At 51.4% G+C, this 24,001-nt stretch carries 31 protein-coding genes; 20 read left to right on the top strand and 11 right to left on the bottom strand.

What is annotated here, in order from left to right; translation table 11 throughout:
* Positions 1 to 7: 7 nt before the first annotated feature.
* Together CWE07_RS03745 and CWE07_RS03740 are read left to right on the top strand one after the other, a co-directional pair.
* Positions 8 to 1,180, top strand: coding sequence for a cystathionine gamma-synthase (locus tag CWE07_RS03745; protein ID WP_111568720.1), 1,173 nt, complete (start codon positions 8 to 10; stop codon positions 1,178 to 1,180).
* 76 nt (positions 1,181 to 1,256) lie between these two features.
* The gene (locus CWE07_RS03740) at positions 1,257 to 1,691 is read left to right on the top strand and encodes a VOC family protein (RefSeq protein WP_111568721.1); all 435 of its coding nucleotides are present in this window, start codon (positions 1,257 to 1,259) and stop codon (positions 1,689 to 1,691) included.
* Between the two features lie 2 nt (positions 1,692 to 1,693).
* Here CWE07_RS03740 and CWE07_RS03735 read toward each other — a convergent pair whose 3' ends face one another.
* Both CWE07_RS03735 and CWE07_RS03730 read right to left on the bottom strand, forming a co-directional pair.
* Entirely contained in the window at positions 1,694 to 2,800 is a 1,107-nt protein-coding gene (locus tag CWE07_RS03735; RefSeq protein ID WP_111568722.1) for an alanine racemase, read from the bottom strand.
* A complete protein-coding gene (locus tag CWE07_RS03730) occupies positions 2,797 to 3,786 on the bottom strand; it encodes a pyridoxal-phosphate dependent enzyme (protein WP_111568723.1) in 990 nt (329 codons plus the stop codon). Before CWE07_RS03730 ends, CWE07_RS03735 begins: the two co-directional genes overlap by 4 nt.
* Before the next feature lie 94 nt (positions 3,787 to 3,880).
* Here CWE07_RS03730 and CWE07_RS03725 point away from each other — a divergent pair, with 94 nt between their 5' ends.
* Positions 3,881 to 4,471: a YhgN family NAAT transporter gene (locus CWE07_RS03725; RefSeq protein ID WP_111568880.1), complete on the top strand. Its 591-nt coding sequence runs from the start codon at positions 3,881 to 3,883 to the stop codon at positions 4,469 to 4,471.
* Positions 4,472 to 4,483: 12 nt separating this feature from the next.
* On the top strand, positions 4,484 to 5,101 hold the full coding sequence (locus CWE07_RS03720) for a YjaG family protein (RefSeq protein ID WP_111568724.1): 618 nt from the start codon (positions 4,484 to 4,486) through the stop codon (positions 5,099 to 5,101).
* Here CWE07_RS03720 and rsmD read toward each other — a convergent pair.
* Positions 5,078 to 5,680: a 16S rRNA (guanine(966)-N(2))-methyltransferase RsmD gene (gene rsmD / locus CWE07_RS03715; protein ID WP_111568725.1), complete on the bottom strand. Its 603-nt coding sequence runs from the start codon at positions 5,678 to 5,680 to the stop codon at positions 5,078 to 5,080. The two genes, CWE07_RS03720 and rsmD, sit on opposite strands and share 24 nt — an antisense overlap.
* Positions 5,681 to 5,808: 128 nt before the next feature.
* Here rsmD and ftsY point away from each other — a divergent pair, with 128 nt between their 5' ends.
* The 5 genes from ftsY (at position 5,809) to CWE07_RS03690 (ending at position 10,201) form a co-directional block, all read left to right on the top strand.
* Positions 5,809 to 7,074 (top strand): signal recognition particle-docking protein FtsY, encoded by a 1,266-nt coding sequence (gene ftsY / locus CWE07_RS03710; RefSeq protein WP_111568726.1) that lies wholly within the window; start codon positions 5,809 to 5,811, stop codon positions 7,072 to 7,074.
* A gap of 39 nt (positions 7,075 to 7,113) precedes the next feature.
* Entirely contained in the window at positions 7,114 to 7,818 is a 705-nt protein-coding gene (ftsE, locus tag CWE07_RS03705) for a cell division ATP-binding protein FtsE (protein ID WP_111568727.1), read from the top strand.
* Positions 7,815 to 8,801: a permease-like cell division protein FtsX gene (gene ftsX, locus CWE07_RS03700; RefSeq protein ID WP_111568728.1), complete on the top strand. Its 987-nt coding sequence runs from the start codon at positions 7,815 to 7,817 to the stop codon at positions 8,799 to 8,801. Before ftsE ends, ftsX begins: the two co-directional genes overlap by 4 nt.
* Before the next feature lie 285 nt (positions 8,802 to 9,086).
* Positions 9,087 to 9,947, top strand: coding sequence for an RNA polymerase sigma factor RpoH (gene rpoH / locus CWE07_RS03695; RefSeq protein WP_111568729.1), 861 nt, complete (start codon positions 9,087 to 9,089; stop codon positions 9,945 to 9,947).
* Between the two features lie 2 nt (positions 9,948 to 9,949).
* Positions 9,950 to 10,201: a YkgJ family cysteine cluster protein gene (locus CWE07_RS03690; RefSeq protein WP_111568730.1), complete on the top strand. Its 252-nt coding sequence runs from the start codon at positions 9,950 to 9,952 to the stop codon at positions 10,199 to 10,201.
* Here CWE07_RS03690 and CWE07_RS03685 read toward each other — a convergent pair.
* Both CWE07_RS03685 and gpmI read right to left on the bottom strand, forming a co-directional pair.
* Complete coding sequence (locus CWE07_RS03685) at positions 10,198 to 11,349, bottom strand: murein hydrolase activator EnvC family protein (protein WP_111568731.1); 1,152 nt, start codon at positions 11,347 to 11,349, stop codon at positions 10,198 to 10,200. The two genes, CWE07_RS03690 and CWE07_RS03685, sit on opposite strands and share 4 nt — an antisense overlap.
* A 4-nt stretch (positions 11,350 to 11,353) precedes the next feature.
* On the bottom strand, positions 11,354 to 12,907 hold the full coding sequence (gpmI, locus tag CWE07_RS03680; protein WP_111568732.1) for a 2,3-bisphosphoglycerate-independent phosphoglycerate mutase: 1,554 nt from the start codon (positions 12,905 to 12,907) through the stop codon (positions 11,354 to 11,356).
* Positions 12,908 to 13,117: 210 nt separating this feature from the next.
* On the opposite strand from gpmI, the gene CWE07_RS03675 reads away from it, so the two are divergent.
* Genes CWE07_RS03675 through gpsA form a run of 3 tightly spaced genes read left to right on the top strand, consistent with a single transcriptional unit; the run spans position 13,118 to position 15,144 of the window.
* Positions 13,118 to 13,564 (top strand): rhodanese-like domain-containing protein, encoded by a 447-nt coding sequence (locus CWE07_RS03675; RefSeq protein ID WP_111568733.1) that lies wholly within the window; start codon positions 13,118 to 13,120, stop codon positions 13,562 to 13,564.
* 35 nt (positions 13,565 to 13,599) lie between these two features.
* Complete coding sequence (gene secB, locus CWE07_RS03670; RefSeq protein WP_111568734.1) at positions 13,600 to 14,112, top strand: protein-export chaperone SecB; 513 nt, start codon at positions 13,600 to 13,602, stop codon at positions 14,110 to 14,112.
* Positions 14,113 to 14,124: 12 nt separating this feature from the next.
* The gene (gene gpsA, locus CWE07_RS03665) at positions 14,125 to 15,144 is read left to right on the top strand and encodes an NAD(P)H-dependent glycerol-3-phosphate dehydrogenase (RefSeq protein WP_111568735.1); all 1,020 of its coding nucleotides are present in this window, start codon (positions 14,125 to 14,127) and stop codon (positions 15,142 to 15,144) included.
* A gap of 32 nt (positions 15,145 to 15,176) precedes the next feature.
* Here gpsA and radC read toward each other — a convergent pair whose 3' ends face one another.
* Complete coding sequence (gene radC, locus CWE07_RS03660; RefSeq protein ID WP_111568881.1) at positions 15,177 to 15,851, bottom strand: RadC family protein; 675 nt, start codon at positions 15,849 to 15,851, stop codon at positions 15,177 to 15,179.
* Positions 15,852 to 16,016: 165 nt separating this feature from the next.
* Between radC and coaBC the strand changes: the two genes are divergently transcribed.
* From coaBC to CWE07_RS03630, 6 genes are all read left to right on the top strand, one after another.
* Positions 16,017 to 17,252 (top strand): bifunctional phosphopantothenoylcysteine decarboxylase/phosphopantothenate--cysteine ligase CoaBC, encoded by a 1,236-nt coding sequence (coaBC, locus tag CWE07_RS03655; RefSeq protein ID WP_111568736.1) that lies wholly within the window; start codon positions 16,017 to 16,019, stop codon positions 17,250 to 17,252.
* A 7-nt stretch (positions 17,253 to 17,259) separates the two neighbouring features.
* On the top strand, positions 17,260 to 17,718 hold the full coding sequence (dut, locus tag CWE07_RS03650) for a dUTP diphosphatase (RefSeq protein ID WP_111568737.1): 459 nt from the start codon (positions 17,260 to 17,262) through the stop codon (positions 17,716 to 17,718).
* Positions 17,719 to 17,854: 136 nt separating this feature from the next.
* Entirely contained in the window at positions 17,855 to 18,457 is a 603-nt protein-coding gene (gene slmA / locus CWE07_RS03645; protein ID WP_111568738.1) for a nucleoid occlusion factor SlmA, read from the top strand.
* A 112-nt stretch (positions 18,458 to 18,569) separates the two neighbouring features.
* Complete coding sequence (rpmB, locus tag CWE07_RS03640) at positions 18,570 to 18,806, top strand: 50S ribosomal protein L28 (RefSeq protein WP_111568739.1); 237 nt, start codon at positions 18,570 to 18,572, stop codon at positions 18,804 to 18,806.
* A 19-nt stretch (positions 18,807 to 18,825) separates the two neighbouring features.
* The gene (rpmG, locus tag CWE07_RS03635) at positions 18,826 to 18,981 is read left to right on the top strand and encodes a 50S ribosomal protein L33 (RefSeq protein WP_111568740.1); all 156 of its coding nucleotides are present in this window, start codon (positions 18,826 to 18,828) and stop codon (positions 18,979 to 18,981) included.
* 68 nt (positions 18,982 to 19,049) lie between these two features.
* On the top strand, positions 19,050 to 19,421 hold the full coding sequence (locus tag CWE07_RS03630) for a hypothetical protein (protein ID WP_111568741.1): 372 nt from the start codon (positions 19,050 to 19,052) through the stop codon (positions 19,419 to 19,421).
* 8 nt (positions 19,422 to 19,429) lie between these two features.
* Here the strand turns inward: CWE07_RS03630 and CWE07_RS03625 are convergent, their stop codons facing one another.
* Positions 19,430 to 20,047: a 2OG-Fe(II) oxygenase gene (locus tag CWE07_RS03625; protein ID WP_111568742.1), complete on the bottom strand. Its 618-nt coding sequence runs from the start codon at positions 20,045 to 20,047 to the stop codon at positions 19,430 to 19,432.
* Between the two features lie 70 nt (positions 20,048 to 20,117).
* On the opposite strand from CWE07_RS03625, the gene CWE07_RS03620 reads away from it, so the two are divergent.
* Positions 20,118 to 20,597, top strand: a complete 480-nt coding sequence (locus CWE07_RS03620) for a hypothetical protein (RefSeq protein ID WP_111568743.1) — start codon at positions 20,118 to 20,120, stop codon at positions 20,595 to 20,597.
* Positions 20,598 to 20,637: 40 nt separating this feature from the next.
* Positions 20,638 to 21,447: a bifunctional DNA-formamidopyrimidine glycosylase/DNA-(apurinic or apyrimidinic site) lyase gene (mutM, locus tag CWE07_RS03615; protein ID WP_111568744.1), complete on the top strand. Its 810-nt coding sequence runs from the start codon at positions 20,638 to 20,640 to the stop codon at positions 21,445 to 21,447.
* Here mutM and CWE07_RS03610 read toward each other — a convergent pair.
* The 4 genes from CWE07_RS03610 to CWE07_RS03595 are packed head-to-tail and all read right to left on the bottom strand — an operon-like array spanning position 21,438 to position 23,925.
* Complete coding sequence (locus tag CWE07_RS03610) at positions 21,438 to 22,136, bottom strand: GNA1162 family protein (RefSeq protein WP_111568745.1); 699 nt, start codon at positions 22,134 to 22,136, stop codon at positions 21,438 to 21,440. The two genes, mutM and CWE07_RS03610, sit on opposite strands and share 10 nt — an antisense overlap.
* Positions 22,111 to 22,578 carry a DUF4810 domain-containing protein gene (locus tag CWE07_RS03605; RefSeq protein ID WP_157983211.1) on the bottom strand — a complete coding sequence of 156 codons (468 nt, stop codon included), beginning with the start codon at positions 22,576 to 22,578 and terminating at the stop codon, positions 22,111 to 22,113. Before CWE07_RS03605 ends, CWE07_RS03610 begins: the two co-directional genes overlap by 26 nt.
* 1 nt (position 22,579) lies before the next feature.
* Positions 22,580 to 22,918: a YgdI/YgdR family lipoprotein gene (locus CWE07_RS03600; protein WP_111568747.1), complete on the bottom strand. Its 339-nt coding sequence runs from the start codon at positions 22,916 to 22,918 to the stop codon at positions 22,580 to 22,582.
* A gap of 23 nt (positions 22,919 to 22,941) precedes the next feature.
* Positions 22,942 to 23,925 carry a CsgG/HfaB family protein gene (locus CWE07_RS03595; RefSeq protein WP_241974031.1) on the bottom strand — a complete coding sequence of 328 codons (984 nt, stop codon included), beginning with the start codon at positions 23,923 to 23,925 and terminating at the stop codon, positions 22,942 to 22,944.
* Positions 23,926 to 24,001 lie beyond the last annotated feature (76 nt).

Below are 24,001 nucleotides of genomic sequence, written 5' to 3'. Positions count from 1 at the left end.
GTGAAGCATGCAAGATAAAAAGTCGTTAGCCTTCGCAACCCGCACTATTCATGGTGGTCAAGCCCCTGATCCGACGACAGGTGCAGTGATGCCACCGATCGTGACGAGTTCGACCTACTTGCAGGAAAGCCCTGGTGTGCATAAGGGCTTTGAGTACTCGCGTTCGCACAACCCAACGCGGTTTGCCTATGAGCGCGCAGTCGCCAATTTAGAGGGCGGCACCCAAGGTTTGGCGTTTGCCTCTGGTATGGCAGCAACATCGACCATTCTTGAGTTGCTGGACAGCGGCGACCATGTGGTGGCGATGGACGACCTGTACGGCGGCAGTTTCCGCTTATTTGATAAAGTGCGCGAGCGCTCCGCCGGTCTTGAGTTTTCGTATGTGGACTTAGCCGACTTAGACCAAGTCAAAGGCGCTTTCAACGCCAAAACCCGTATGGTTTGGATTGAAACTCCAAGCAACCCGATGTTGAAACTGGTGGATATCGCTGCCGTCGTTGAGTTGGCAAAAGCACATAACCCAGACATGATTGTGGTGGTGGATAATACCTTTGCGACCCCATACAACCAGCGCCCTATCGAACTAGGTGCTGATATTGTGATGCACTCAGCGACCAAATATATTAACGGTCACTCAGACATGGTCGGTGGTATTGCGGTCGTTGGCGACAATGCAGATCTTGCTGAGCGCATGGTGTTTTTGCAAAACGCAGTCGGCGCAGTCGCAGGGCCTTTTGACAGCTACCTGGCGCTGCGTGGGGTGAAAACCTTGGCGCTGCGTATGCAGCAACACAACCAAAGCGGTTTAGCGATTGCCAAATGGCTGGAGCAGCACCCACGGGTGAAGAAAGTTATCCACCCAGGGCTTGAAAGTCATCCGCAGCACGCACTAGCGGCTAAGCAGATGCAAGGCTTCGGCGGTATGATTTCAATCTTGCTTGATGGTGATATTGAAAGCGCGCGGCGTTTCCTTGAAGCGGTGGAAATTTTCGCCTTGGCCGAGAGCTTAGGCGGTGTTGAAAGCTTGATTGAACACCCTGCAATTATGACCCATGCGTCAATTCCAGCAGAGAACCGTGAGAAGTTAGGTATTCACGATAACTTTGTGCGTATTTCTGTCGGTATTGAAGACACCGATGACTTAATTGCGGACTTGAACCAAGCCTTAGCGGTGATGTAAGGTTCCTAACCAGACAAAAGCGCTGCCATCCAGGTGGCGCTTTTTAGTATTCAGTTTGAATAAGTAAGGTGGATGAATGCAAGCTAACCAAGCCCACATAGCGCCGTTCCATTTAGCGATTCCGGTGGATGATTTGGCTAAAGCGCGAGCCTTTTATGGTGACCTGTTGGGTTGCGAGCAAGGTCGCAGTGACAGTCAGTGGATTGACTGGAATTTCTTTGGTCATCAGTTGGTCACCCATGTGGCACCAGAGCGTATCTTACCGCCTGCACGTAACGCAGTTGACGGCCACGCGGTGCCAGTGCCGCATTTTGGTGTGGTACTTGATATGCCGACTTGGCAAGCGCTGGCTGATACGTTGAAGGCAGCAGGCATAGACTTTGTGATTGAGCCGCACATTCGTTTCGCGGGCAAACCGGGTGAGCAGGCAACCATGTTTTTCTATGACCCTGCTGGCAATGCGCTCGAGTTTAAGGCCTTTGCGGATATTGGTAATTTATTTGCGGTGTAGCGTCAGGCTTTCGCGCTAAACATCACGACGTCGCTCATTGCCGCCATCGTTAAGCACGAGTGGGCGGGGGCGATGACTAACATGTCGCCGAGTTTGGTGCGTGCAATCAGCTCGGCAGGCATGCGCACTTTGCCATGCTCTTGCGACAGGCTATGCACGTAAGCACCAGCGACTGGTTCGGGGTACCAACCCGCTGCACTGCTTCGCATCACTTGACCATAACAAGGGCGTCCATCGAAGCGCTCTGAACTAAGTAAGTAGTCTTTACTAAAGTGTACCGCACCTGCATGCACCACTACCTCGTTGCGTTCAGGATAACGGGCGATGACAGGGCAGGCTAGGGTAAGGGCGATATCGTCCCAATCACACGCACCGATATGCTGTTGCTGCAAATCATAAAACACATAGTTGCCCGGGCGTATTTCATCGACCCCAGGAAAGCTCGACATGCGACTGCAGGTTGGGGTGTCACCTGCTGAAACGAATAGTTGCGCTTGGGCTGGCGCGGCAATTGTCTGGCGCACGTGGCTCAAACGCTCAAGGCTTTGCTGGTGCACCGCGGCAATGGCGTCGTCACCGCTGGCTTGATAGCTGTTCCCGGCGTGCAACATCAAACCCACCCGGCGCACATGGCGCAGTGCCAGTGCCGCATTGGCTAAGTCGCTGATGCGATTGCCCTGTCGCCAATCAATCCCAGTGCGGCCATACCCAGCATCCACTTCAATGACAATATCAATTGGGTGACTCAAGGTTTGAAGTGCCAGCAGCGCATCCTCATGCTCAATTGCCAAGGTTAAGTGGCATTCTCCAGCTAATCGGTTGATGGCTGCAAGCTCGCGCGGGTTGATGGGTATCGCCAGCATAATATTGCGCCAGCCGGCACGTTCGAATTGCTGTGCCATTTTTAATGAGGATACCGCAATTTGATGAGTGCCAGAGTCACGAAACCAGCGTCCAATGTCGACGGATTGATGGGTTTTAAAGTGCGGCCGTAAGATAACGCCTGCGGCTACCGCCTTGTCTTGCATGCGCTGGATGTTGCGTTTGGCTCGGTCGCTATCAATTAACACGGTGGCAGAGGTAATGTGTGGCCAGCAAAGTGGGTTCATGAATGCTCCAAACGGTCGACGGACCAAGGCAAGCGGGTGAGGTCAACGTTGCCGCCACTTAAAATCAGGCCGATGCGCTGCCCTTTAAATTGTTCGCTATGTTTGAGTACTGCGGCCAACACTGTGGCGGAGGAAGGCTCTACAACGAGTTTAAGTTCGTGCCATATCAGTTGCATCGCTGCAACTACTTGGCTGTCGCTGACGCAGATGATCTCGTCGACGTAGCGTTGGATGACATCAAATGTATGACCACCGAGGTTAGTTAATAAGCCATCGCAAATACTGCTGGGCGGGTGGGCAGGTTGGATTGCACCGCGTTGCATCGACATCCAAGCGTCATTTGCCAGCTCGGGTTCTGCCGCACACATGCGAATGCTTTGGCTGTGTGCCACCATCGCGCTCCCACTCAATAAGCCGCCACCACCGACAGGGGTGATCAAGGTATCCAAATCGGCTACTTCTTTAACTAACTCTAAAGCAGCGGTGCCCTGACCTGCGATAATATGCGGGTGATTGTAGGGTGGAATAAAGCTCGATGCGGGATGCAATTGCTGAAATCTCGCGATCGCTTCCTCGCGCGCTGCCATGCCCGGCGAAATTTCTACGATGTGCGCGCCGTAGCGAGCAATGTTCGCTTTTTTACTGGCTGGCGCATTGTCGGGGACTGCCACAGTGACAGGCACGTTGAGAATTTGCCCCGCGCACGCCAACGCTGCACCATGATTGCCCGATGAAACGGTGTACACACCGGCTTGGCGCTGAGATTTGGTGAGTTGCAGTAGTGCATGGCATGCGCCACGGAATTTAAATGCACCCGTGCGCTGCAGGTTCTCGCATTTAAACCACAACGAGGCGCCGGTTAACTGGTTGAGTATGGGGTTACTTAACACCGGCGTATGCACAATATAGGGCTCTATCAGTTGCTGGGCCTGATGGATTGTATCGAGCTCCAGGGCTTCGTTACCTGCTGTTTGCTGCCATGTCATGCGAACAAAAATTTCCCATTCTCAGTTGGTGAATAACTGACTTCAGAGTACACTATGACACATATTTAACGCCACCCCGAGCCTGCTAATGAATATGGACATTATTACCGCCACCATTACGCTACTGTTAATTATGAACCCGCTGGGGAACTTGCCAATTTTTCTCTCGGTGTTACGTCATGTTGATGCCAAGCGTCGACGTAAAGTATTGATGCGCGAGCTGTTATTCGCACTCGGGTTCATGTTGCTGTTTTTATGGCTGGGTAGCAGCTTGCTGAGCTCATTGGGTTTACGCCAAGAGTCGGTATCGATCGCCGGTGGTATCATTCTTTTCATTATTGCACTGCGACTTATTTTCCCGCAGCCAGGTGGCGTGCTTGGATTACCTGCCGGGGACGAACCTTTTATCGTGCCGTTGGCAATTCCACTGATTTCCGGGCCTTCGTTGCTGGCAGCTCTTATCCTGTTCGCTAACCAAGCCCCTGACCGCATGATAGATTGGACCATAGCCAGTGTCATTGCATGGGCGATTACCGCCACCGTATTGATGTTCAGTAACGTATTTCTTCGCGCTTTGGGTCAGCGCGGGCTGAACGCCATCGAACGCTTGATGGGGATGATCTTGGTGATGATTTCAGTGCAAATGTTCTTAGACGGTATCATGGCGTACCTTGATCAAGCCTAAAGCGAGGTAAGCATGGCTAAACATACAACGTTCCAGCAAATTCGAGATTTACCTTTTACCCACCAAGCGTTGTTGGCGTGTTATTTGAGTGCACGAATGAAGCCGAACTACGACATTTTTCACGTCGCGACAGGCTTTGGTGACCCCAAAGTGCTGCAAGGCGTTCTTGATGTGGTGTGGCACTGGCTTGGACATGCGGGCAAAGCTGGTTTTTCCCGTTGGCAGGAAAAAGTCGATGAAGTGACACCCAGTGAGCACACCCATGACATGTTAGGGGTGTTTCCAGCGATGGAAGCCTGTGTCGCGATTAGTACCTTGCTACAAGGGCTGATTGATAAAGATCCGAAGCCGTTGCTGGATGTCGCTAAAGTGTCCCAAGGCAGCGTGGCGCATTTTATCGAATTGACCGAAGGCGCTGACCTTGAACCTGAGGCCCGCGCGCAATTATTACGCGAGCACGACTTAGCCTTGTATGAAATTGAAGTGCAACAAGCCATGGTGAGCTTTTTGGCGGAGCATGCCGACGTTGATGCCGCACTCGTCAAAGCGGTGCGCGAGCAAGTTCAATTAGAAGGTATGAGCCACTTAGGTTTTAGTATTCCTGAATTACCCGCTGATACGGCGGAATAAGCGGAACGTCACTTGGCCGGCTTGCTTTTCACGGTGTAATTGCCAATCAGCAGGCCACTGCGCCACTTGGTCTTGGGGCCCCGCCTCGAGATAAATCCACCCATTGGGTTTCACCACCTCAGCTTGTGTAAGCGCAGCTACCACCTTATTTAGCCAGTCCTGACCAAAAGGTGGGTCAAGAAAAACTAGGTCGATGCTGTGTTTAGGTTGGCCTTGAATAGCGGCTAACGCGCCTTGCTCGTTCACTGTGGCATTGGCGTGTAAATGCTGAATGTTGCTATGCAGTTGGCGCACAGCCGGTGCCCAGGTTTCTGCAAACTGCACCTGCGCTGCACCGCGTGACAAAGCCTCAAAACCAAGTCCTCCGCTACCTGCAAATAAGTCTAAAACTTGCGCGTCAGCGAGCTCGAACTGCAGCCAATTGAATAACGTCTCTTTGACGCGGTCGGTGGTTGGACGCAAGCCTTGGGCGTCAACCACTTTGAGTTTACGACCACGCCACTGACCGCCGATAATTCGGATCTGGCCATCGGCCTTGGGGGTTTGGCGCGACGAAGTGGTGCGGCGTTTTGAATGCATAGCAAAGTTACCTAATGACTTATCATTTCGCGCAATTGTACCGAAATGGACGCTAGCGTGGCCACTTTTCCGGCATGCGTGTTAGAATTAACAGCAATTTTATCGGTTAATTAGGTTGTAGCGTCGTTATGGCAAAGAAAGGCTCCATTTTTTCATCTTGGTTTGGCAAAAAAGACAAGCACGCAGACCAGCAGCAAGAGTCGCAGCAAGACCAGCCGCAGAAGTCATCGCAGCAAGAGGTTCCCAGCCCACAACCAGCGCGACCAGCAGATGCGACTGAAGATGCCGCACTTGCCATGGCGGAGTCGGCTGCACGTGGAGCAAAGCCGACTAAAACCGTCGCGCCAAAGCCCGCGGTTGAGCCTGAACCTGCTGCGGAGCCAAAACCAGCGCCGCAAGCCACACCAGCGCCGCAACCAGTCCAAGTCAGTGTGCCAGTGGCAAATTCCGCAACTGCCGAGCGCCCAGTTAAGAAAGGTTTGTGGTCTCGCTTGCGCGATGGTTTGCGCAAAACCTCGTCCAATATTGGCGAGGGGTTAGCCAATTTATTTGTTGGTAAAGAAATTGATGAAGAGCTGTTCGAAGATTTAGAAACGCAGCTCCTGATGGCGGATGTCGGCGTAGAAACCACGCGTAAAATCATTAATGAATTGACCGCCCATGCGTCGCGCAAGGACCTGAAAGATGCGGAGCGCTTGTATGAGCGCTTAAAAGAATACCTTGAAGAAATTATCGAGCCAGTGAGCAAGCCATTGGTAGTGAAGGCCAACAATGGGCCGATGGTGATTCTGATGGTTGGGGTGAATGGCGTTGGTAAAACCACCACCATAGGCAAGTTAGCTCAGCAGTTTCAGCGCGAAGGCAAGTCAGTGATGTTGGCGGCCGGCGATACCTTCCGTGCCGCAGCGGTTGAGCAGCTGCAAATTTGGGGTGAGCGCAATAATATTCCTGTGATTGCTCAGCATACAGGTGCAGACAGTGCCTCGGTCATTTTCGATGCGGTCAGCGCTGCTAAAGCACGTGGCGTTGACGTGTTGATAGCCGATACGGCGGGTCGCTTACAGAATAAAGCCAACCTGATGGAAGAATTGAAGAAAATTGTGCGCGTGATGAAGAAAGTTGACCCTGAAGCACCGCATGAGATCTTATTGACCTTAGATGCAGGCACAGGTCAGAATGCCATCAGCCAAGCCAACTTGTTTAACCAAGCGGTGGGCGTGACAGGCTTAGTCATGACCAAACTTGATGGCACCGCAAAAGGCGGGGTTATTTTTGCCCTTGCTGACCAATTTGCTATACCTATTCGCTATATTGGTGTGGGTGAACAATTGGACGACCTACGTGGTTTTGAAGCAAAAGAGTTCATTCAGGCCTTGTTTGAGCAAACCAAGTAATCGATAGCCACGCAGGCACGTCGGAGGCGACACGAAGTCATGATTAAATTTGAGCAGGTCAGCAAAACCTATCCGGGTGGCTTCCAAGCACTTAATCAGGTCAACTTTCATCTGCGCGCAGGTGAGCTTGCCTTCTTAACCGGCCATTCAGGCGCGGGCAAGAGCACCTTGTTGCGCTTGATTGCGTTGATGGAACGGCCAACCGTTGGGCGGGTGATGATTAACGGGCATGACCTGCGCAAAATTAAGCGCGGGCAAATTCCGTATGTACGTCGTGACATCGGCATGATTTTCCAAGACCACCGCTTACTCATGGACAAAACCGTGTTCGATAATGTGGCGTTACCATTATTAATCGAAGGTTACACCCACAAGGAAGCGGCAAAGCGGGTTAGTGCCAGCTTGGAAAAAGTCGGCCTCGGGGGGAAAGAGCGGCATTATCCAATTATGTTATCGGGTGGTGAACAGCAGCGGGTCGGCATTGCGCGTGCTATCGTCAACAAGCCGCCTTTGTTGCTAGCCGACGAACCAACCGGAAACCTAGACCCTAAGCTTTCGATGGACATTATGCGCTTATTCGAGTCCTTTAATAGTGTTGGTATTTCGGTGTTGATAGCGAGCCATGATTTGGGTTTGATTGCGCGCATGCGTTATCGCACGCTGACTTTAAAAGAAGGGCGTATGATAGACGACGGCTTGGCCCACCACGAAGCCGATGCGAACCAGTTCGGGGGTGGTGCATGAGCCTGCTGTTTCGTAGCAAAAAGCCAGAGCAGGGCGCGAAAGTAGCGCAAATTACGGGTGTGCGGCGTTTTATCATGTTTATTGTCAGTAACATTCAACAGGCTGTAGGCAGCTTGGGTGAACTGTGGCGCACGCCGTTTGCTTCGTTGATGACGATTGCGGTGCTAGGCCTCAGCCTGACTTTGCCCGCAACCTTATACGTGGTGGTTAAAAATAGCCAAGCGATTGGCGCACAATGGGATAACCCTGCCGAAATTACAGTATTCTTAGACAAGCAAATGAGTCCGCAGCAAGTGCAAACCTTTGCACGTCGGGTTGAACTGATGGACGCAGTAGCCAGTGTGCAGCATATTTCCCGCGACGAGGCGCTACGCGAGTTTCGTGAGTATTCGGGCTTTGGCAGTGCCATTGATTACCTGGATAGCAACCCATTGCCTGACGTGTTGATCGTCACCCCAGTGCGCGAATACAGCGCTTCTAATCGGGCTAGTCAATTGCAACGTGAATTGGCGGGCGAAAGCGGGGTCACCGAAGCCAAGCTTGACCAAGACTGGATTGAGCGTTTACATGCGCTAATTCGTTTAATCGAAGACGCGTTAGGTGCGTTGGCCTTGTTGCTCTGCGTGGCCGTCGTGTTGATTGTCGGTAACACCATACGGCTTGGTATTTTGAATCGGCGCGATGAAATTCGCGTTATGAAGCTAGTCGGAGCCACTGACGGCTACATTCAACGGCCGTTTTTATACACGGGGGCGTGGTACGGCATTATCGGTGGTCTGATTGCTTGGTGTGCAACCTTCGTACTGATTTGGTGGATTCGTGCGGCGGTATTGCGCGTCACTGAGCTCTACGACAGTCAGTTCCGTTTGCAAGGTTTGAGCTTTAACGAGCTACTGGTGCTGTGGGCGATTGCGATTAGTTTAGGGCTTCTTGGCTCGTGGATTGCGGTGCGTCGACATGTGGCCGCTATCGAACCGCGCTAACTAGCGATTAAGCACGGCCGCCAGATGTCACAAAAGCGTCATCCGCTGATGTTAGTCTCTGTGCACAATTGGTTACAATCACCGAATAATAGGGGCTTGAGATCCTTGTCGGCTTTGCTAAGATAGAGTTCATTAGGGAACTTTTAGCTAGTTTAATAGTCCATTTATTCAGCATAATCGTTGTAAACCATCATGCTTGTCGCCTGATTTGCCAATTCCCCGTAGGTTATGTCATACGCAGGCAATCAGAGTCGACACATCGGAAGCGTAAATGCGAGGTAGTACATGAGCAATAACGTCAATTCAATGGCCTTAATGGTTCCACGCACAGGTAGCTTGGAATCTTATATTTCGTCAGTGAACAGCATTCCAATGCTGAGCGCAGAGGAAGAGAAGTCATTGGCGGAACGTCTGCAAAACGAAGGCGATTTAGCGGCTGCTAAGCAGCTGATCATGTCGCACCTGCGTTTTGTCGTGCACATTGCGCGTGGTTACTCAGGTTATGGGTTACAGCAGGCGGATTTGATTCAGGAAGGCAACATCGGCTTGATGAAAGCGGTTAAGCGCTTTGACCCGACTGTTGGCGTGCGCCTGGTATCTTTTGCGGTGCACTGGATTAAAGCAGAAATTCATGAGTTCGTATTGCGCAATTGGCGCATCGTTAAGGTTGCAACTACCAAAGCTCAGCGTAAGTTATTCTTCAACTTGCGCAAAGCGAAGAAGCGTCTTGGCTGGTTTAACCGCGCCGAAGTCGATACGGTGGCACAAGAGCTTGGCGTTACCAGTGCAGAAGTGATGGAAATGGAGTCGCGTATGAGCGCCCATGATCCTGCCTTTGACTTAAGTGCTGATGACGACGATAGCCGTGAAGGCAGCGCATTTGCACCTGCGCAGTACTTAGAAGATAAGAGCCTCGATGTCGCAACTCAAGTTGAGCAAGATAACTGGGATGCACATTCAAACCGTCGTCTTACCATGGCGCTTGAAGCGCTAGACGAGCGTAGTCAGCATATTGTACGTTCGCGCTGGTTGGATGACAGCAAAGTGACTTTGCAAGATTTGGCTGAAGAATATCAAGTGTCAGCAGAGCGTATTCGTCAGCTCGAGCAGAACGCAATGAAAAAGCTGCGCTCTGCCATGTTGTAATTTTGGAATGTCGTTTAGGGTGCGGTGCGTGTTGCATCGCACCATCCATTTCTAGCCCGATACCGGGCATGCCAGATGGCAAACCCGCCAATACTCGCTGCGTGCAGCTAGACGCCAATAACCTTTGCCAATTGTTTGGCCATCCATCCAGACCTCAAGTATGTGCTGACTTTAGTGCCCAAGACTACGTGTGTGGGGACAACCGCGAGCAGGCGTTGATTCTACTGACGGACCTTGAAGCGGCTACGGGTTAGCGGCGAATATAAGTTACGGGGTCAACGGGGTTACCTTGATGACGAATTTCAAAGTACAAACCAGGACGTGATTGACCGCCACTTTGCCCTGTGAGTGCAATCGTGTCACCACGGCGTACTGCTTCACCCACACTGCGAGACAGCGACTGGTTATAGCCGTACAGGCTCATATAGCCTTCACCATGGTCGATAACCATCACCAAACCAAACCCACGTAACCAGTCAGCGAACAACACACGCCCATCTGCAATGGCTTGTACAGGCTGTTCGGCGTTCGCGTTCAACACCACACCTTTCCAGACCACTTGGCCACTGCGTTGCTGTCCAAAAGCATGGCGAATTGATGCATTCACCGGCCAGCTTAATTGCCCGCGTAAATTACGTAAGCCCGCCAACTGAATTTGCTGCTCGGCCAAGACAGTTTCTAGTGCTGCCAATAGCTCAGTCAGCTCTTGTTCATTTTGCAGCATGCTGGTCAAGGCCTGCTCGTCTGTGCGCTGTGCGTCACGTAATTGCGCTGCAATTTGTTCCTGTTCTTGCTGCGACTGGCGTAACTGGTCACGCTGCTGCTCTTGCTCACGAATGCGCTGCTGCAAACTATCGCGCTGGCTCGCTAAGCGCTGCTCGACGGCTTCGAGCTCACGCTCAGTGGCTCTAAGCGCTTCAATTTGGACCATACGCGCTTGGTTAACGTAGCGATAGTAGGTCAAGATACGCTCGATACGGCCCGGGTCCTGCTGGTTTAGCAGTATCTGAATAAAGTCGTGACCACCAGAGCGATAGGCGCTTTCAATCTGATCTTCGAGTAATTTTGCTTGCTCGGCTAGCGACACCTTTAAGTCGTTTTGCTCCGCTTCAAGCTCAGTAATACGCTGTTGGTTGGCTTCTAATTGGGTGCGGCTTTCACCGATAGCCTGGGTGCGAGCGGCGACCTGGGTCTCAATGTCGCGCAATTCTCGTTCCACCCGCGACATCCGTTGCTGGCGTCTTTGTACGGCATCGCGGCGGGAACGGATTTCGTTTTGTATCGACTCCAATTGGCTCTGAGCCCGCTCGCGTTCACGTTGCGCATCGACCTCTTGCGACAGCGCTGGCGCGCTGGCAGAAGCAAGTAAGGCGACTAATAGCGTGCGGGCTAAGAATGCCATCGGGTTACCCGTTGCTCTTTAATTGCATTAACGGTTTACCCGTCATTTCGTCTGGTTGCGGTAAGCCCATCAGGTACAACATGGTTGGTGCGACATCGGAAAGACGACCATTCGCCACTGGCGTAGCGTCGCGGCCAACGTAAATAAATGGCACCGGTAAGCTGGTGTGGGCGGTGTGGGATTGACCTGTATGGGCATCTGACATTTGTTCAGCGTTGCCGTGATCCGCGGTAATCAGACATTCGCCACCATTGCGTTGCAATGCGTCGACTACACGACCGACACAATGGTCGACGGCTTCACAGGCTTTAATCGCGGCATCAAGTTTGCCCGTGTGGCCAACCATGTCACCATTTGGATAGTTACAAATAACGACGTCGTATTCACCGCTATCAATCGCGTCGACTAATGCGTCAGTCAAGGCTTCTGAACTCATTTCCGGTTGCAAATCATAGGTAGCAACTTGCGGAGATGGGATCAAAACCCGCTTTTCACCGTCAAATTCTTGCTCACGTCCACCGCTAAAGAAAAATGTGACGTGGGCGTATTTTTCAGTTTCTGAAATACGCAACTGGGTTTTGTCATGTTGCGCTAACCAGTCGCCAAGCACGTTGTTCAGGCTTTCCGTAGGGAATGCCACGGGTGCTGGAATATCCGCTGCGTACTCTGTACACATCACGAACTTTGCCAGCGCTGGGTGTTGTTTGCGGGTAAAACGGTCAAAGTCGACTTCCACAAATGCGCGGGTAATTTCACGTGCGCGGTCGGCTCTAAAATTCATAAACACGACGCTGTCGCCATCGGCAATCGGCGTGCGTTCGCCGACCCAACTAGGTTGCACAAATTCGTCGCTTTCGTCCCGTGCGTAAGCGGCTTCAAGGGCAGAACTTGCATCGTCAAAGTAAAAGTCAGCCTGCGCTTCGGTCATTAATCGGTAGGCGCGTTCAACCCGGTCCCAGCGATTGTCACGATCCATTGCAAAATAGCGGCCGCATAGGCTCGCAATACGGCCTTTACCCAAACGCACAAACGCTTGTTCAAAACGTTCGATGCTGGCACCCGCAGACCTTGGCGGTGTATCACGGCCATCAAGAAAGCCGTGCACTAACACGTCGTTTGCGCCTTGCTCAATGGCCAGCTCGGCCATCGCTAACAGGTGTTCCTCATGGCTATGCACGCCGCCTGGGGATAATAAGCCCATGATATGTACGCGCCCACCTGCAAGCTTCGCCTGAGTGACGGCATCAACTAAAACCTCATTATTAAAAAAGCTGCGGTCATCGATGGCTTTACTGATCCGGGTGAAATCTTGGTAAACCACGCGACCGGCGCCCAAGTTAACATGACCAACCTCAGAGTTACCCATTTGCCCTTCGGGCAGGCCGACTGCCATGCCGGAGCCATCCACCTCGGTCCACGGGCGTGTTTGGTAGAGGTGGTCAAGCACTGGCGTGTTAGCGAGGCTAATCGCATTGTCTGGCGCGTCTTCGCGAAGTCCCCAGCCGTCCAGGATAAGCAATGCGAGGGTTTTCTTGCGTGCAGGCGTCGACGAATTCATAAGCAGCCTCTGTTGTGGGTCGATGAGTGAACTGATTAGACAGAATTTATATGATAGCTCAACATTTTACTGCAAAGTGGTTATTTAAGCACCCATAGAATCTGATATTTTACTGGTAACTAAGAATTGAGTCGGTATACTTTGGGGCTCGATTTTTTGCCCGCGGCATACACAAGCACGACAAGTTTCAACGGGAGTTGCAGCAGTAAAATGAATGAATTTATAGCCTTTGCCACAGACCACTACATTTTGAGCACTTTGTGGCTGTTAGCTTTCTTCTTATTGGTGAACAACTTGGTTAAGTACCGATTGTCATCTATTAAACTGCTCAAACCTCAAGAAGCCACTATCACCGTCAACCGCGGTGGTTTGTTCGTCGACGTTCGCAGTGACGAAGACTTCGCTCAAGGTCATATCCAGGGCGCACGTCACGTGTCATTGCAACAAATTAAAGCGGGCGAAATAAAAAGCCTTGAAAAGTATAAAGACGCCCCCATTGTTGTTGTATGCCAGCATGGTAACAGCGCTAAGCAGGCGGCTGGAGCCCTAGAGAAAGCTGGGTTTTCGCAAGCCTCAGTACTTCAAGGTGGCATGTTTGCCTGGAAAAACGCAAGCTTCCCAGTTGTGAAATCAAAAGCAACGGGTAAAAAATCTTAAAACAACTTTTAACAACATTTAAGCAGGAAATTATTATGGCTGACGAAAACCAACAAGCGCAGCAAAACGGTGCAGCACAAGGCGAACAACAGCAACCACAGTTCGCAATCCAACGTATTTTCGTAAAAGACGTGTCTTTCGAAGCACCTAACGCACCAGAAATCTTCCGCAAAGAGTGGACCCCACAGCTGTCTGTTGACATGAATGTGAACAACAAAAAGCTGGACGAAGGTGTATATGAAGTCACGTTGACTCTGACTGCCAAGAACACCGTCGGCGAAGAAACTGCATTTTTATGTGAAGTAGCCCAAGCCGGTATTTTCACTGTGTCTGAGGAGATGCCAGAGCCGAACAAAGCGCACACTTTAGGCGCATTCTGCCCGAACATTTTGTTCCCTTATGCGCGTGAAACCATCAGCAGCTTAGTGACTCGTGGTACTTTCCCACAGTTAAACTTAGCGCCAGTCAACTTTGACGCTGTGTTTGCACAACACGTGCAACAGCAACAAGCGCAACAACAAGCTGCTGAACAAAAGCAGGACGCGTAAGCGAGTATAATTGTGTCGAAATCGGTAACGAATGACGCAATTACCGTATTAGGGGCGGGGTCTTACGGCACCGCCCTTGCTATTTGTATTGCGCGCAAAGGTGTTCCCCTCACCCTATGGGGGCGGAACTCAGATGATGTCAGCCAGATGCAGCAAACACGTGAAAATTCACGCTATTTGCCAGGCATTGAGCTGCCCGAAAGTATTCATGTTGACGCAGATTTAGCCCACGCAGTGGCTGGTTCAGACACCATTTTGGTGGTGGTTCCAAGCTACGGTTTCGCTGAAGTGCTTGAACAAATTAAGCCGCACTTGCGCCCTACGGCGCGAATTGCGTGGGCGACCAAGGGGCTCGAACCCGGCACCGGACGTTTATTGTCGGACGTGGCGACTGACGTACTAGGTACCGAACGTGCGCTTGCAGTGCTATCAGGCCCGACATTTGCCAAAGAAATGGCACAGGGCATGCCAACTGCGATAGCGGTCGCGTCTAATCAGGAAGGCTTCGTCAACCAGCTTTCTGAGGTGTTGCATTGTGATAAGTCATTTCGGGTATATTCGAATGACGACTTTACTGGCATGCAGCTGGGTGGCGCGGTGAAAAATATTATCGCGATTGGCGCTGGTATGGCCGACGGTATTGGCTTCGGCGCAAATACGCGCACCGCGTTAATTACCCGCGGCTTAGCGGAATTAACGCGCTTAGGATTAGCCGTAGGCGGTAAACCAGAAACCTTTACCGGCATGGCAGGCTTAGGTGATTTAATCTTAACCTGCACCGACAACCAGTCACGCAACCGGCGCTTTGGCATGGCATTAGGCCAAGGTAAAAGCGTACAGCAGGCAATGGACGACATTGGCCAAGCAGTAGAAGGTTACCGCAATACCAAAGAAGTGTTTGAACTGGCTAAACGTTATCAAGTTGAAATGCCAATCGTCGAGCAAATCTACGCGGTGCTGTATGAGGGCAAAGACCCGATGCAGGCTTCGCAGGATCTACTCGCACGTTCGCGCAAGTCCGAAGGGCTGTAGCCACAGCCCTTCTTACGCTTCCTTGCGCCTACCTACAGCATGCCGCGCTCGGCAAATGACACCGTGCCTTCTGCCCCGATTACAAAATGATCTAACAGTGCCACATCGATAACTTTTAACGCGTCCTGAATGCGTTCGGTGACACGCTGGTCCGCGATACTAGGCTCAGCCACACCCGACGGATGATTATGCGCAATAATCACCGCAGCAGCGTTATGTTGCATCACCACCTTGACGATTTCCCGCGGGTATACCGGTGCCGCATTGATGGTGCCAAAAAACAGCTCCGCGTAATGCAATAAGCGATGCTGGCTGTCTAGTAGCAGTACTGCAAATACTTCCCGGGTTTGATGGCGCAATTGCGCGGCTAAATAGTCGCGCACAAGTTGGGGGCGGGTAAACCCTTCACCGCGCGCTAGTGTCGTGGCTAAATAGCGTTTGGCTAATTCCAGAATAACCTGAAGTTGAATAGCGCGCGCAGGGCCGATGCCGTGAATCCCCTTCAACTGCTGCTCGTTCATGGTCAGCAGGGCACTTAAACCACCACTTTGGTGCAGTATTTGGCGGCTCCAGGTGAGCACATCCTGGCCGTTGCAGCCGGTACCGAATAAAATTGCAATCAGTTCTGCGTCACTCAGTGCGCTGGCCCCTAATTGACAAAATTTCTCTCGTGGCCGTTCATGTAGCGGCCATTGCTTTAGTGACAATGTCATGGCAAACCATCCGTGGTTGTAGTGGGTGCTTACCAGCGCTGAATACGCTATTTAGCCCGCATATCAAGATAGTTAAGTTGCTGCCAAAATGCTGTGTTACATGCTATCTTAAGCGCAAAATACGACATATCAGCAAGGCTTTGAGGCTTAGGGCTCAATATGGAAAAACTACCACACAAGCGGGTGATACTGGCTGTTACCGGGGGTATCGCTGCATATAAGACCCCAGAAATAGTGCGCCGTTTAAAAGACCATGGGCTAGAGGTGCGCGTGGTGATGACCACGGGTGCTAAGGCGTTTATCCAGCCCTTAACCCTGCAAGCGGTGTCAGGACTGCCAGTTCATGATGATTTGCTTGACCCTGAGGCAGAGGCTGGCATGGGCCACATCGAATTGGCCAAGTGGGCAGATTTAATTGTGGTCGCGCCGGCGACTGCAAGTGTCATGGCGGCACTTGCCCATGGCCACGCACAAGACTTATTAGGCACTATTTGCTTAGCAACCGCGGCACCCATTGCAATTATCCCTGCAATGAACCAGCAAATGTGGGCTGCAGCGCCGACACAACGTAATCTGCAGCAATTAATGGCCGACGGCAAGCTGGTGTGGGGCCCTGGCGAAGGTTCACAAGCCTGTGGCGACGTGGGTGCTGGGCGTATGCTGGAGCCGGCCGAGATTGTCGCCCATGTGCTGCAACAACTGGAAACTCGGCAGCCGTTGTTGGCTGGTTGTCATGTCATGATTACTGCCGGGCCGACTCGCGAAGCCCTTGACCCGGTACGTTATATCAGTAACCACAGCTCGGGCAAGATGGGCTTTGCCATTGCCCAAGCAGCACAACAAGCCGGCGCTCACGTCACCTTGATCAGTGGTCCGGTGCAATTACCGACGCCGCTTGGCGTGACCCGCATTGATGTTGAGAGCGCACTCGATATGCAGCAAGCGGTAGACGCTCATATTGGCGAACAGGATGTATTTATTGGCTGTGCAGCGGTGGCTGATTACCGTGCGGCAGAAGTCGCCGCACAGAAAATTAAAAAGCAAGGCGAAGTCGATGACACGCTGACCCTGACGATGGTCAAGAACCCTGATATTTTAGCTAGTGTCGCCGCGCGTAAAGACGCCAATGGCCGACCGTTTACCTGTGGTTTTGCTGCTGAGACTCAGCGAGTCAGTGATTATGCCCAAGCGAAGTTGGTACGCAAAGGCATCGACATGATAGCGGCTAATGACGTGAGTCAGCCGGAGCAAGGCTTCAATAGCGAACTCAACCATATAGAGCTGTTCTGGCAGACAACGGATGGCACGGATGGCTACCGGGATTTAGGGCGTGCGACCAAAGTGGCGTTGGCACAGCAACTCATCGCAAGTATAAGTGAACAACTGAAGAAGTGAGACAAGCATGAAAAAAGCGGTCGAGGTGAAGCTTTTAGACCCCCGAATTGGACGCGATATTGAATTGCCTAGCTATGCGACCCCTGGTTCGGCAGGCATGGATTTACGCGCCTGTATCGACAGTGAACTGACTATTGCGCCGGGCCAAACCGTATTAATTGGGACTGGCTTAGCCATGCATATTAGTGATCCTAACCTAGCGGCGACAATATTGCCGCGTTCAGGGCTAGGGCACAAGCACGGCATCGTGCTGGGTAACCTTGTGGGTCTGATTGATTCTGATTACCAAGGCGAGCTAAAAGTGTCGGTATGGAACCGCGGCGATACCGCCTACAGTGTTCAGCCGGGTGAGCGTATTGCTCAGTTAGTGATTGTGCCTGTCGTGCAAGTTGAGTTTAATGTGGTTGAAAATTTTGCCGATAGCGAAAGGGGTGAAGGTGGTTTCGGGCATTCCGGTAGCCACTAAAGTATTGTTGGTGAACAGATAGCAAGACCTTGTGCGTACTACACAAGAGGGTCGTTAAGGGCCCCAAAACGAGCCGTCAGCAACGCCACGGCTAACGCATGAGCAACACGATTCAGGGATAACAAGGGACCACCAGATGTCACAACAAGCACGGTCAGAGCAAAAGACCAATCGTCGCGAGTCTATTTTACAAAGCCTCACTATGATGCTGGAAAAAAGCCCAGGCAAACCCATCACGACGGCGGCATTAGCAGCTGAGGTAGGGGTGTCAGAGGCCGCACTTTATCGTCATTTTCCGTCTAAAGCGCGGATGTTTGAAGCGTTATTGGATTATATTGAAGATATCGTGCTCGGCGGCATTAACCGCATTATGGAGCATGAGAAAGATTCGCTAACCCGGGTGCGCTTATGTGCGCGCTTGCTGCTTGATTTTGCGACCACCAGCCCAGGCATGGCACGTATATATACCGGCGATGCGTTAAGCGGCGAACATGAGCGGTTACGTCAACGCGTGGCGGGCATGGCCGATAAGGTTGAAGCACAATTTAAGCAAATTTTGCGAGAGCGACGGTTACGCGATGGTTTTCAAAGTGAGTTAGACGAGGGAATTTTAGCCAACTTGGTACTAGCTTTTGTAGAGGGTAAGATCGTACAATTCGTGCGCTCGGGTTTTACCCGCAAACCAAGCGATCATTTTGATCAGCAATGGTCACTAATTGAACAGCAACTAAAAAAATAAGCGGTTTTGCTTGCTTTTACCGCTCAAATTTTGTATAAATTGCGCCCTCGAATTTAAGGCAAGGCCACCGCGGCGAAAGGCGAGCTTGCAAGCAATTTTGGAGTAATTGAGAATGTCACGAGTATGCCAAGTTACAGGTAAGCGACCTGTGGTTGGAAACAACCGCTCACACGCGCGAAACGCAACGCGTCGTCGTTTCCTGCCAAACCTGCAAACTCACCGTTTCTGGGTTGAAAGCGAGAAGCGTTGGGTGAAGTTACGTATTTCTACTAAAGGAATGCGTATTATCGATAAGAAAGGCATTGATGCTGTATTGGCCGGTTTACGTGCCGATGGCGTTAAAGTCTAAGTAAAAGGAGCACATTACGATGCGCGATAAGATCCGTTTAGTATCTTCAGCTGGTACAGGCTTCTTTTATACCACTGATAAAAACAAACGCACCATGCCTGAGAAAATGGAGATCAAAAAGTTTGATCCTAAAATTCGCAAGCATGTGATTTTCAAAGAAGCGAAAATCAAATAAGCGATTGTTGAAAACCCGGCCCCGGCCGGGTTTTTTGTTTTGTGCGCACAATCAGGTATAAAAATTTGATGACCTCAGCAAATTTACGCTTTCAAGCTTACGTAAAACCGCTATTTCTATTAGCGATGCTAAGCTATGTGCCGCCATTCCTCTGGTTTCTTGTGACTGGGCAAGGCATTTATCAGCACGGATATCACGTGCTCTTAGTGCTGTTAGCGTCGGGACCGGCGACCGGTGCCAGCGTGCGTTCAGCGCGGTTAGCTACTTTCCTGATTGCATCATTATGTCTTAATTTCTTCATTTTATTGCTGGACGCATTTGGTCTGCGTTTAAATATGGCGATTTCATTTGGTGCGCTGGTGTTACTGGCCCTTAGTGTGATGACCTATTATGCGTTGTGGGGCATTGTGTTGTATTTACGCTGGAAGCATAAACGCTAACCTCACATTTAGCGGGGTGGGTCGATGACGCCACTAATCGATGCGTTAAGACGGAACCAGCCAGACACACTGTAACGATCACGCCTGCCAACTTTGACTTCATGTACAAAGCGATCACTTAAGAAAATCACCATAGTACCTAACGTCGGTAATATTTCCTCAAGCACTTCGCCACGCTCAGCATAGATAACCAATTCGCCGCCGTCACTGCGCTGCCATTCAGGGTTCAAGTACAAAACGGTGGTGAGAATTCGGTTACTGCGCCCCTTGAAAGCGTCCAAGTGCTTTTTATAGTATGCCCCGGGTTGGTAATGGGCGAGGTGCGCTTCGTAGTCAAACAGTCCCATAAAAAGCTCGCGGTTCAACCCTTCGCGTAAATCGCTCATTTTACTTAAGTAGGCATGTTCTAAGTCGTGTTGTGAGCTTAACCAGTGGATCCTGTCGCCCCGAACGTTAGTATTAATGGTCTGTTGCCCGCCGCGTCCAACCGCAGCAAGCTGCCACTGGGAATCGTGTAAGGTTTGCGCATATTGGTATAAGTTCAAAGCTTCCGCTGAACTTAAAAACTGTGGCACAATCAGATAACCACGCTCGGCAAGGCTATCTGCGATACTAACGATATTCAAAAGCGGTTTTCCTTTTGTCGAAACGGCGCACAATATATAGTGTTACGCGTACCAAGTGAACAGGCTTACTATGAAAAGACACCACGAACAGAAACGTACCATACTCGGCGTCACCTTGACTAAGCGTGGCTGGAATAACGTGGTAATCTACGCCGTGCTCATCATGATGTTTACCTTTTATTTTATGGGCAGCGACGAAGGCTCTGAAGAGTCTTTCCGGCCATTTGCGGTCTATAACATTGTCGAATTACGCGACCGTACCCACGACTTAGTGCGGGTGGGTAACCAATGGGAAATGCGCGAAGGTCAATTAACTAGCTCTGAGCAAAGCCGGTGGCTGGATGCGTGGCAAAATTTAACCTTGAAGCCATACGGTGGTTTACTGGCTGGTGACGAATATGCAGTAGAAGTTAGCGTGGCAGATCAGAACGGTAGTATGCGTATTGTTGTGTTCTACCAGCCTGACAAGGTACTGGTGGCACTGCCAGGCTATGACCAAGTGTTCAAAGCAACCCATGAAGCCGCACGTGATTTAAGACCTGCACGTTAATTCAAGCTCATAACGCCCAAACCGAATGTAGTAAAAACCAATGCCTGAGTTACCAGAAGTAGAAGTCAGTCGCCTCGGCGTGACACCACATCTCGCCCAACAAGTCATTCGCCGTGTCGAGCTACGGCAGCCTAAGTTGCGCTGGCCTATCCCCGATGCGGTGCAACTTGCGGTTGACCAACCCATCATCAATGTCCGGCGTCGCGCTAAATATCTACTGATTGACACGCCTGTGGGTAGTTTGGTGATTCACCTTGGTATGTCGGGTGCTCTGCGCGTGCTGCCAAGCGATCAAGCGCTGTTAAAGCATGACCATGTTGTCATCCACCTAAGTAACGGCCAATCGTTGCGCCTGAACGATCCTAGGCGCTTTGGCGCACTTTTATGGCAGCCTCCGGGTGAGCAGATTAGTGTGTTTGCTAAGCTAGGCCCTGAACCGCTCACCGATGAATTTAATGGCGAGCGTCTGTATTGCTTGTCACGCAATAGAAAAAGCCCAGTTAAAGCATTTATCATGGACAACGCGATCGTGGTGGGGGTTGGCAATATATACGCCACGGAAGCATTGTTTGCAGTTGGTATTGACCCGCGTAGGGCAGCAGGTCGAATTAGCGCGGCGCGCTATGCTGAGCTGGCTGAAGCGATTAAGGTTATCTTGGCGCGCGCTATCCAACAAGGTGGGACTAGCTTGCGCGATTTCACCCAAGCAGACGGTAAACCAGGCTACTTCAAACAAGAATTGCTGGTGTACGGGCGCAGCGGTGAACCTTGCGTGCAATGCCAAACTACATTATTGAGCGTGATAATAGGGCAGCGAACCTCAGTTTACTGCCCTAGTTGTCAGCGTTGATTCTCTTCGCGCCACGCCGCAAGGCGTGCAGCGAATTCTTCTTCAGTTAGGTAGCGCGGGTGATAGGGGCCAATCGGCACGCGCGCAAATGCGGTGCGGTTGAGTTCACGCGCAATCGGAATATAGTCTTGCTGGGCGGTATTTAACGCGGTTTCCAATAACGCACCTAACAAGCTGGTATTCTGGCTACCAGTATTTTCCGTAATACTACCTGAATACTCCCACAGGATATTCCCGCTGTGAGTCGACACCAATTCGTACTCAACACTGACGGTGACTGAGCCCGTAATCACCACGTAGGATGTATCCCAGCGTGTGACCCGCGTGCGCAATACCATGTCAGCACCGAACATTTGACGAAACAGAGCTAAATCAACATTGTCCAGCTGCGCGCCGTCTATAATCCCTTCGTTTTGCATAATGCGTTGGGTCAACAGTGAAGGGAATACATAAAACCCTGCCCGCGTTAGCGGTACAGCTAAGCTGGTGTAATACAGCTCCGAGGCTTGCGCCGCAGTGGTTTGGTTGGCCGGCGGCAAGATCAGCACGCTGCGCGTATAAGGCTCACTAAAGCGTGATTGATCGACAGGTGGCTGAGCACTAACGCAAGCATTTAACACCAATACCGTGAAGGCAACAGTGAACGTGCGTAGCCAAGACGTTCTATTGGTTAGCATTGGTGTCAGCATCTAGCGCCTCCTGTGCTTGATTGTCATCCGTGGCTTGCTCTGGTGATGTGCTCGGTGTGGGCATCGGAGGCACTACGACATCAGGAAACCAACGGTGTATATACACGCGAGACTCGGGGTAAAGCCGATATTCACGGATTACCAGTTCAACATACGCTGCTTGGTTACCGGCTTCTGCTTCCAGCACTGCCAGTTCAAGCATGGCCCCTGGTGGCGGCGCCCAACCACGTTGGTCGCTGACACTTACCACGTTGCGCAAATTGCCAATATGCTGCTGTGACACTCGATCAGTGGGGCTATTGGCCAAGGTGTAAAGCGAGGTTTCGTAGTTACCCCAATACATGCCAGTGCTTGGGGGTTGTGCCGCACACGCACTTAAACCAAGTGTAACAAGTGCGACTACGAAAACTCGCAGTTGCCTTGAGGGATTGTTATCCACCATATTAAGGCACCCGAATTGCAATAGTATTACCGCGTCCAACATACAATTCGCGGTTAACGACTACAGCACCATCTCGGGTAATGCGGATGCGTTGTGGGCCAGGCTGCAGTTCAAATACAGCAACGCGTTCATTATCAAGCCGAAACGTGCGGGTTTGACCTTCGCGCAGGCGAATTGGGGCTTGTTCATTAATACTCAATTCAGTGCCCATAAAGTTGCCGCTTAACCGAATGTAGGCGCCATCATCCGCTTGCTGCGTGGTGCTTTCATAACTGCTGGTGCAGGCTGCTAAGAACATGAGTAGGGCGCTGACTAAACTTACTCGTAACCAGGTTTTCATGACGTTGCTCCTTAGCTTCGCACTTATTCAGCGCGAATCACTAATTGGTCGTAGTTATCTACATTGACGCTGGTTTGAATCAGGGACAACTCGTTGTCGCCACGCCCGATAAAGCCAGTCACCCGCACGTCACCTAAGCGCTCAGGTGGCAGTTCAATGTCCAGACCCGTTTGCGGGTTGCGCACGCTTTCGCCACGACGATATAACACCAATTGGTCGCCAACGTTCAGGCCTTGGGCCTGGCCGCCAGTCATTAATAACGAACCGTTCTGCGAGCCAACAATGTATGCCTGCCAAGGACGGTCTAATAAGTTTTCCATCAGATTGCTAACCAATTGAGAAATGGCAGCGGACACTGCGCGGTCGGCTAACTGAGTATCAAAGGCTGCGCGCTCACCCACGCCAAAGGTTGTACTGGCTTCGGCGCGAGATTGCCCGGTGGCTTCTTGAGAGAAAACGATTTGACCATTCGTCGTGTCAACTAAGCGGACATTCACAGTCGCAGTTGCTTGTTGCACGCGATTGCGGGTAAATACTCCGGTTTCGCTGACGTTGCTGTGACCAAATTCAGATACTGAGCCCACAATCAAATAGTCAGCCCCGACACGATTGGGCTCTAAGTTGGCATAGTTTTGCTCGGCAATGACTTGGTTTAAGTCAGTGCGCTCAAGCATAATGAAGCGACCGGTTTCAGTTAAGCGTGCGGCCAGCATGTCGCTGGTTTGTTTGCCTATACGATCGAAATTGCTATCCACAAAGAAGCTGGTGCCGCGACGTGTTTCGTCGCTGAAGCGCGCAATCGCAACGCGTCGTTTCAAGCCCTGATAGGGTTCTTCCTGGGCTAAACTCGGGCTCACTTGTGGGCCTTGGTTGACGCCTGGGTTGGTACGCTGGTTGGTGGAAGTTGCACACGCACTAAGGGCGATACTGAGCCCAAGTACGCAACCGAGGCGTACAGTGCGCGACGCCATGGTTTGAGTGAAAGTCTGCATAGAAATGCGGCGCATAGAAAGTTTCCTCTTTAAATCAGAGCCAATCCGCTGGCGGTGCCGAAACACAGGGCGACGTATTAAACTCAAGCAT

It is taken from the genome of Aliidiomarina maris, assembly GCF_003987335.1.
GTDB classification, from domain to species: Bacteria; Pseudomonadota; Gammaproteobacteria; order Enterobacterales; family Alteromonadaceae; genus Aliidiomarina; species Aliidiomarina maris.
Note: the sequence above shows the minus strand (reverse complement) of the source record. Positions and strands in the feature narration are given on the sequence as shown.

Bases quoted from the DNA above. Each gene is read 5' to 3' on its own strand.
- CWE07_RS03745 (WP_111568720.1), top strand. From the start codon at position 8: ATGCAAGATAAAAAGTCGTTAGCCTTCGCAACCCGCACTATTCATGGT.
- CWE07_RS03740 (WP_111568721.1), top strand. From the start codon at position 1,257: ATGCAAGCTAACCAAGCCCACATAGCGCCGTTCCATTTAGCGATTCCG.
- CWE07_RS03735 (WP_111568722.1), bottom strand. From the start codon at position 2,800: ATGAACCCACTTTGCTGGCCACACATTACCTCTGCCACCGTGTTAATT.
- CWE07_RS03730 (WP_111568723.1), bottom strand. From the start codon at position 3,786: ATGACATGGCAGCAAACAGCAGGTAACGAAGCCCTGGAGCTCGATACA.
- CWE07_RS03725 (WP_111568880.1), top strand. From the start codon at position 3,881: ATGGACATTATTACCGCCACCATTACGCTACTGTTAATTATGAACCCG.
- CWE07_RS03720 (WP_111568724.1), top strand. From the start codon at position 4,484: ATGGCTAAACATACAACGTTCCAGCAAATTCGAGATTTACCTTTTACC.
- rsmD (WP_111568725.1), bottom strand. From the start codon at position 5,680: ATGCATTCAAAACGCCGCACCACTTCGTCGCGCCAAACCCCCAAGGCC.
- ftsY (WP_111568726.1), top strand. From the start codon at position 5,809: ATGGCAAAGAAAGGCTCCATTTTTTCATCTTGGTTTGGCAAAAAAGAC.
- ftsE (WP_111568727.1), top strand. From the start codon at position 7,114: ATGATTAAATTTGAGCAGGTCAGCAAAACCTATCCGGGTGGCTTCCAA.
- ftsX (WP_111568728.1), top strand. From the start codon at position 7,815: ATGAGCCTGCTGTTTCGTAGCAAAAAGCCAGAGCAGGGCGCGAAAGTA.
- rpoH (WP_111568729.1), top strand. From the start codon at position 9,087: ATGAGCAATAACGTCAATTCAATGGCCTTAATGGTTCCACGCACAGGT.
- CWE07_RS03685 (WP_111568731.1), bottom strand. From the start codon at position 11,349: ATGGCATTCTTAGCCCGCACGCTATTAGTCGCCTTACTTGCTTCTGCC.
- gpmI (WP_111568732.1), bottom strand. From the start codon at position 12,907: ATGAATTCGTCGACGCCTGCACGCAAGAAAACCCTCGCATTGCTTATC.
- CWE07_RS03675 (WP_111568733.1), top strand. From the start codon at position 13,118: ATGAATGAATTTATAGCCTTTGCCACAGACCACTACATTTTGAGCACT.
- secB (WP_111568734.1), top strand. From the start codon at position 13,600: ATGGCTGACGAAAACCAACAAGCGCAGCAAAACGGTGCAGCACAAGGC.
- coaBC (WP_111568736.1), top strand. From the start codon at position 16,017: ATGGAAAAACTACCACACAAGCGGGTGATACTGGCTGTTACCGGGGGT.
- dut (WP_111568737.1), top strand. From the start codon at position 17,260: ATGAAAAAAGCGGTCGAGGTGAAGCTTTTAGACCCCCGAATTGGACGC.
- slmA (WP_111568738.1), top strand. From the start codon at position 17,855: ATGTCACAACAAGCACGGTCAGAGCAAAAGACCAATCGTCGCGAGTCT.
- rpmB (WP_111568739.1), top strand. From the start codon at position 18,570: ATGTCACGAGTATGCCAAGTTACAGGTAAGCGACCTGTGGTTGGAAAC.
- rpmG (WP_111568740.1), top strand. From the start codon at position 18,826: ATGCGCGATAAGATCCGTTTAGTATCTTCAGCTGGTACAGGCTTCTTT.
- CWE07_RS03630 (WP_111568741.1), top strand. From the start codon at position 19,050: ATGACCTCAGCAAATTTACGCTTTCAAGCTTACGTAAAACCGCTATTT.
- CWE07_RS03620 (WP_111568743.1), top strand. From the start codon at position 20,118: ATGAAAAGACACCACGAACAGAAACGTACCATACTCGGCGTCACCTTG.
- mutM (WP_111568744.1), top strand. From the start codon at position 20,638: ATGCCTGAGTTACCAGAAGTAGAAGTCAGTCGCCTCGGCGTGACACCA.
- CWE07_RS03610 (WP_111568745.1), bottom strand. From the start codon at position 22,136: ATGCTGACACCAATGCTAACCAATAGAACGTCTTGGCTACGCACGTTC.
- CWE07_RS03605 (WP_157983211.1), bottom strand. From the start codon at position 22,578: ATGGTGGATAACAATCCCTCAAGGCAACTGCGAGTTTTCGTAGTCGCA.
- CWE07_RS03600 (WP_111568747.1), bottom strand. From the start codon at position 22,918: ATGAAAACCTGGTTACGAGTAAGTTTAGTCAGCGCCCTACTCATGTTC.
- CWE07_RS03595 (WP_241974031.1), bottom strand. From the start codon at position 23,925: ATGCGCCGCATTTCTATGCAGACTTTCACTCAAACCATGGCGTCGCGC.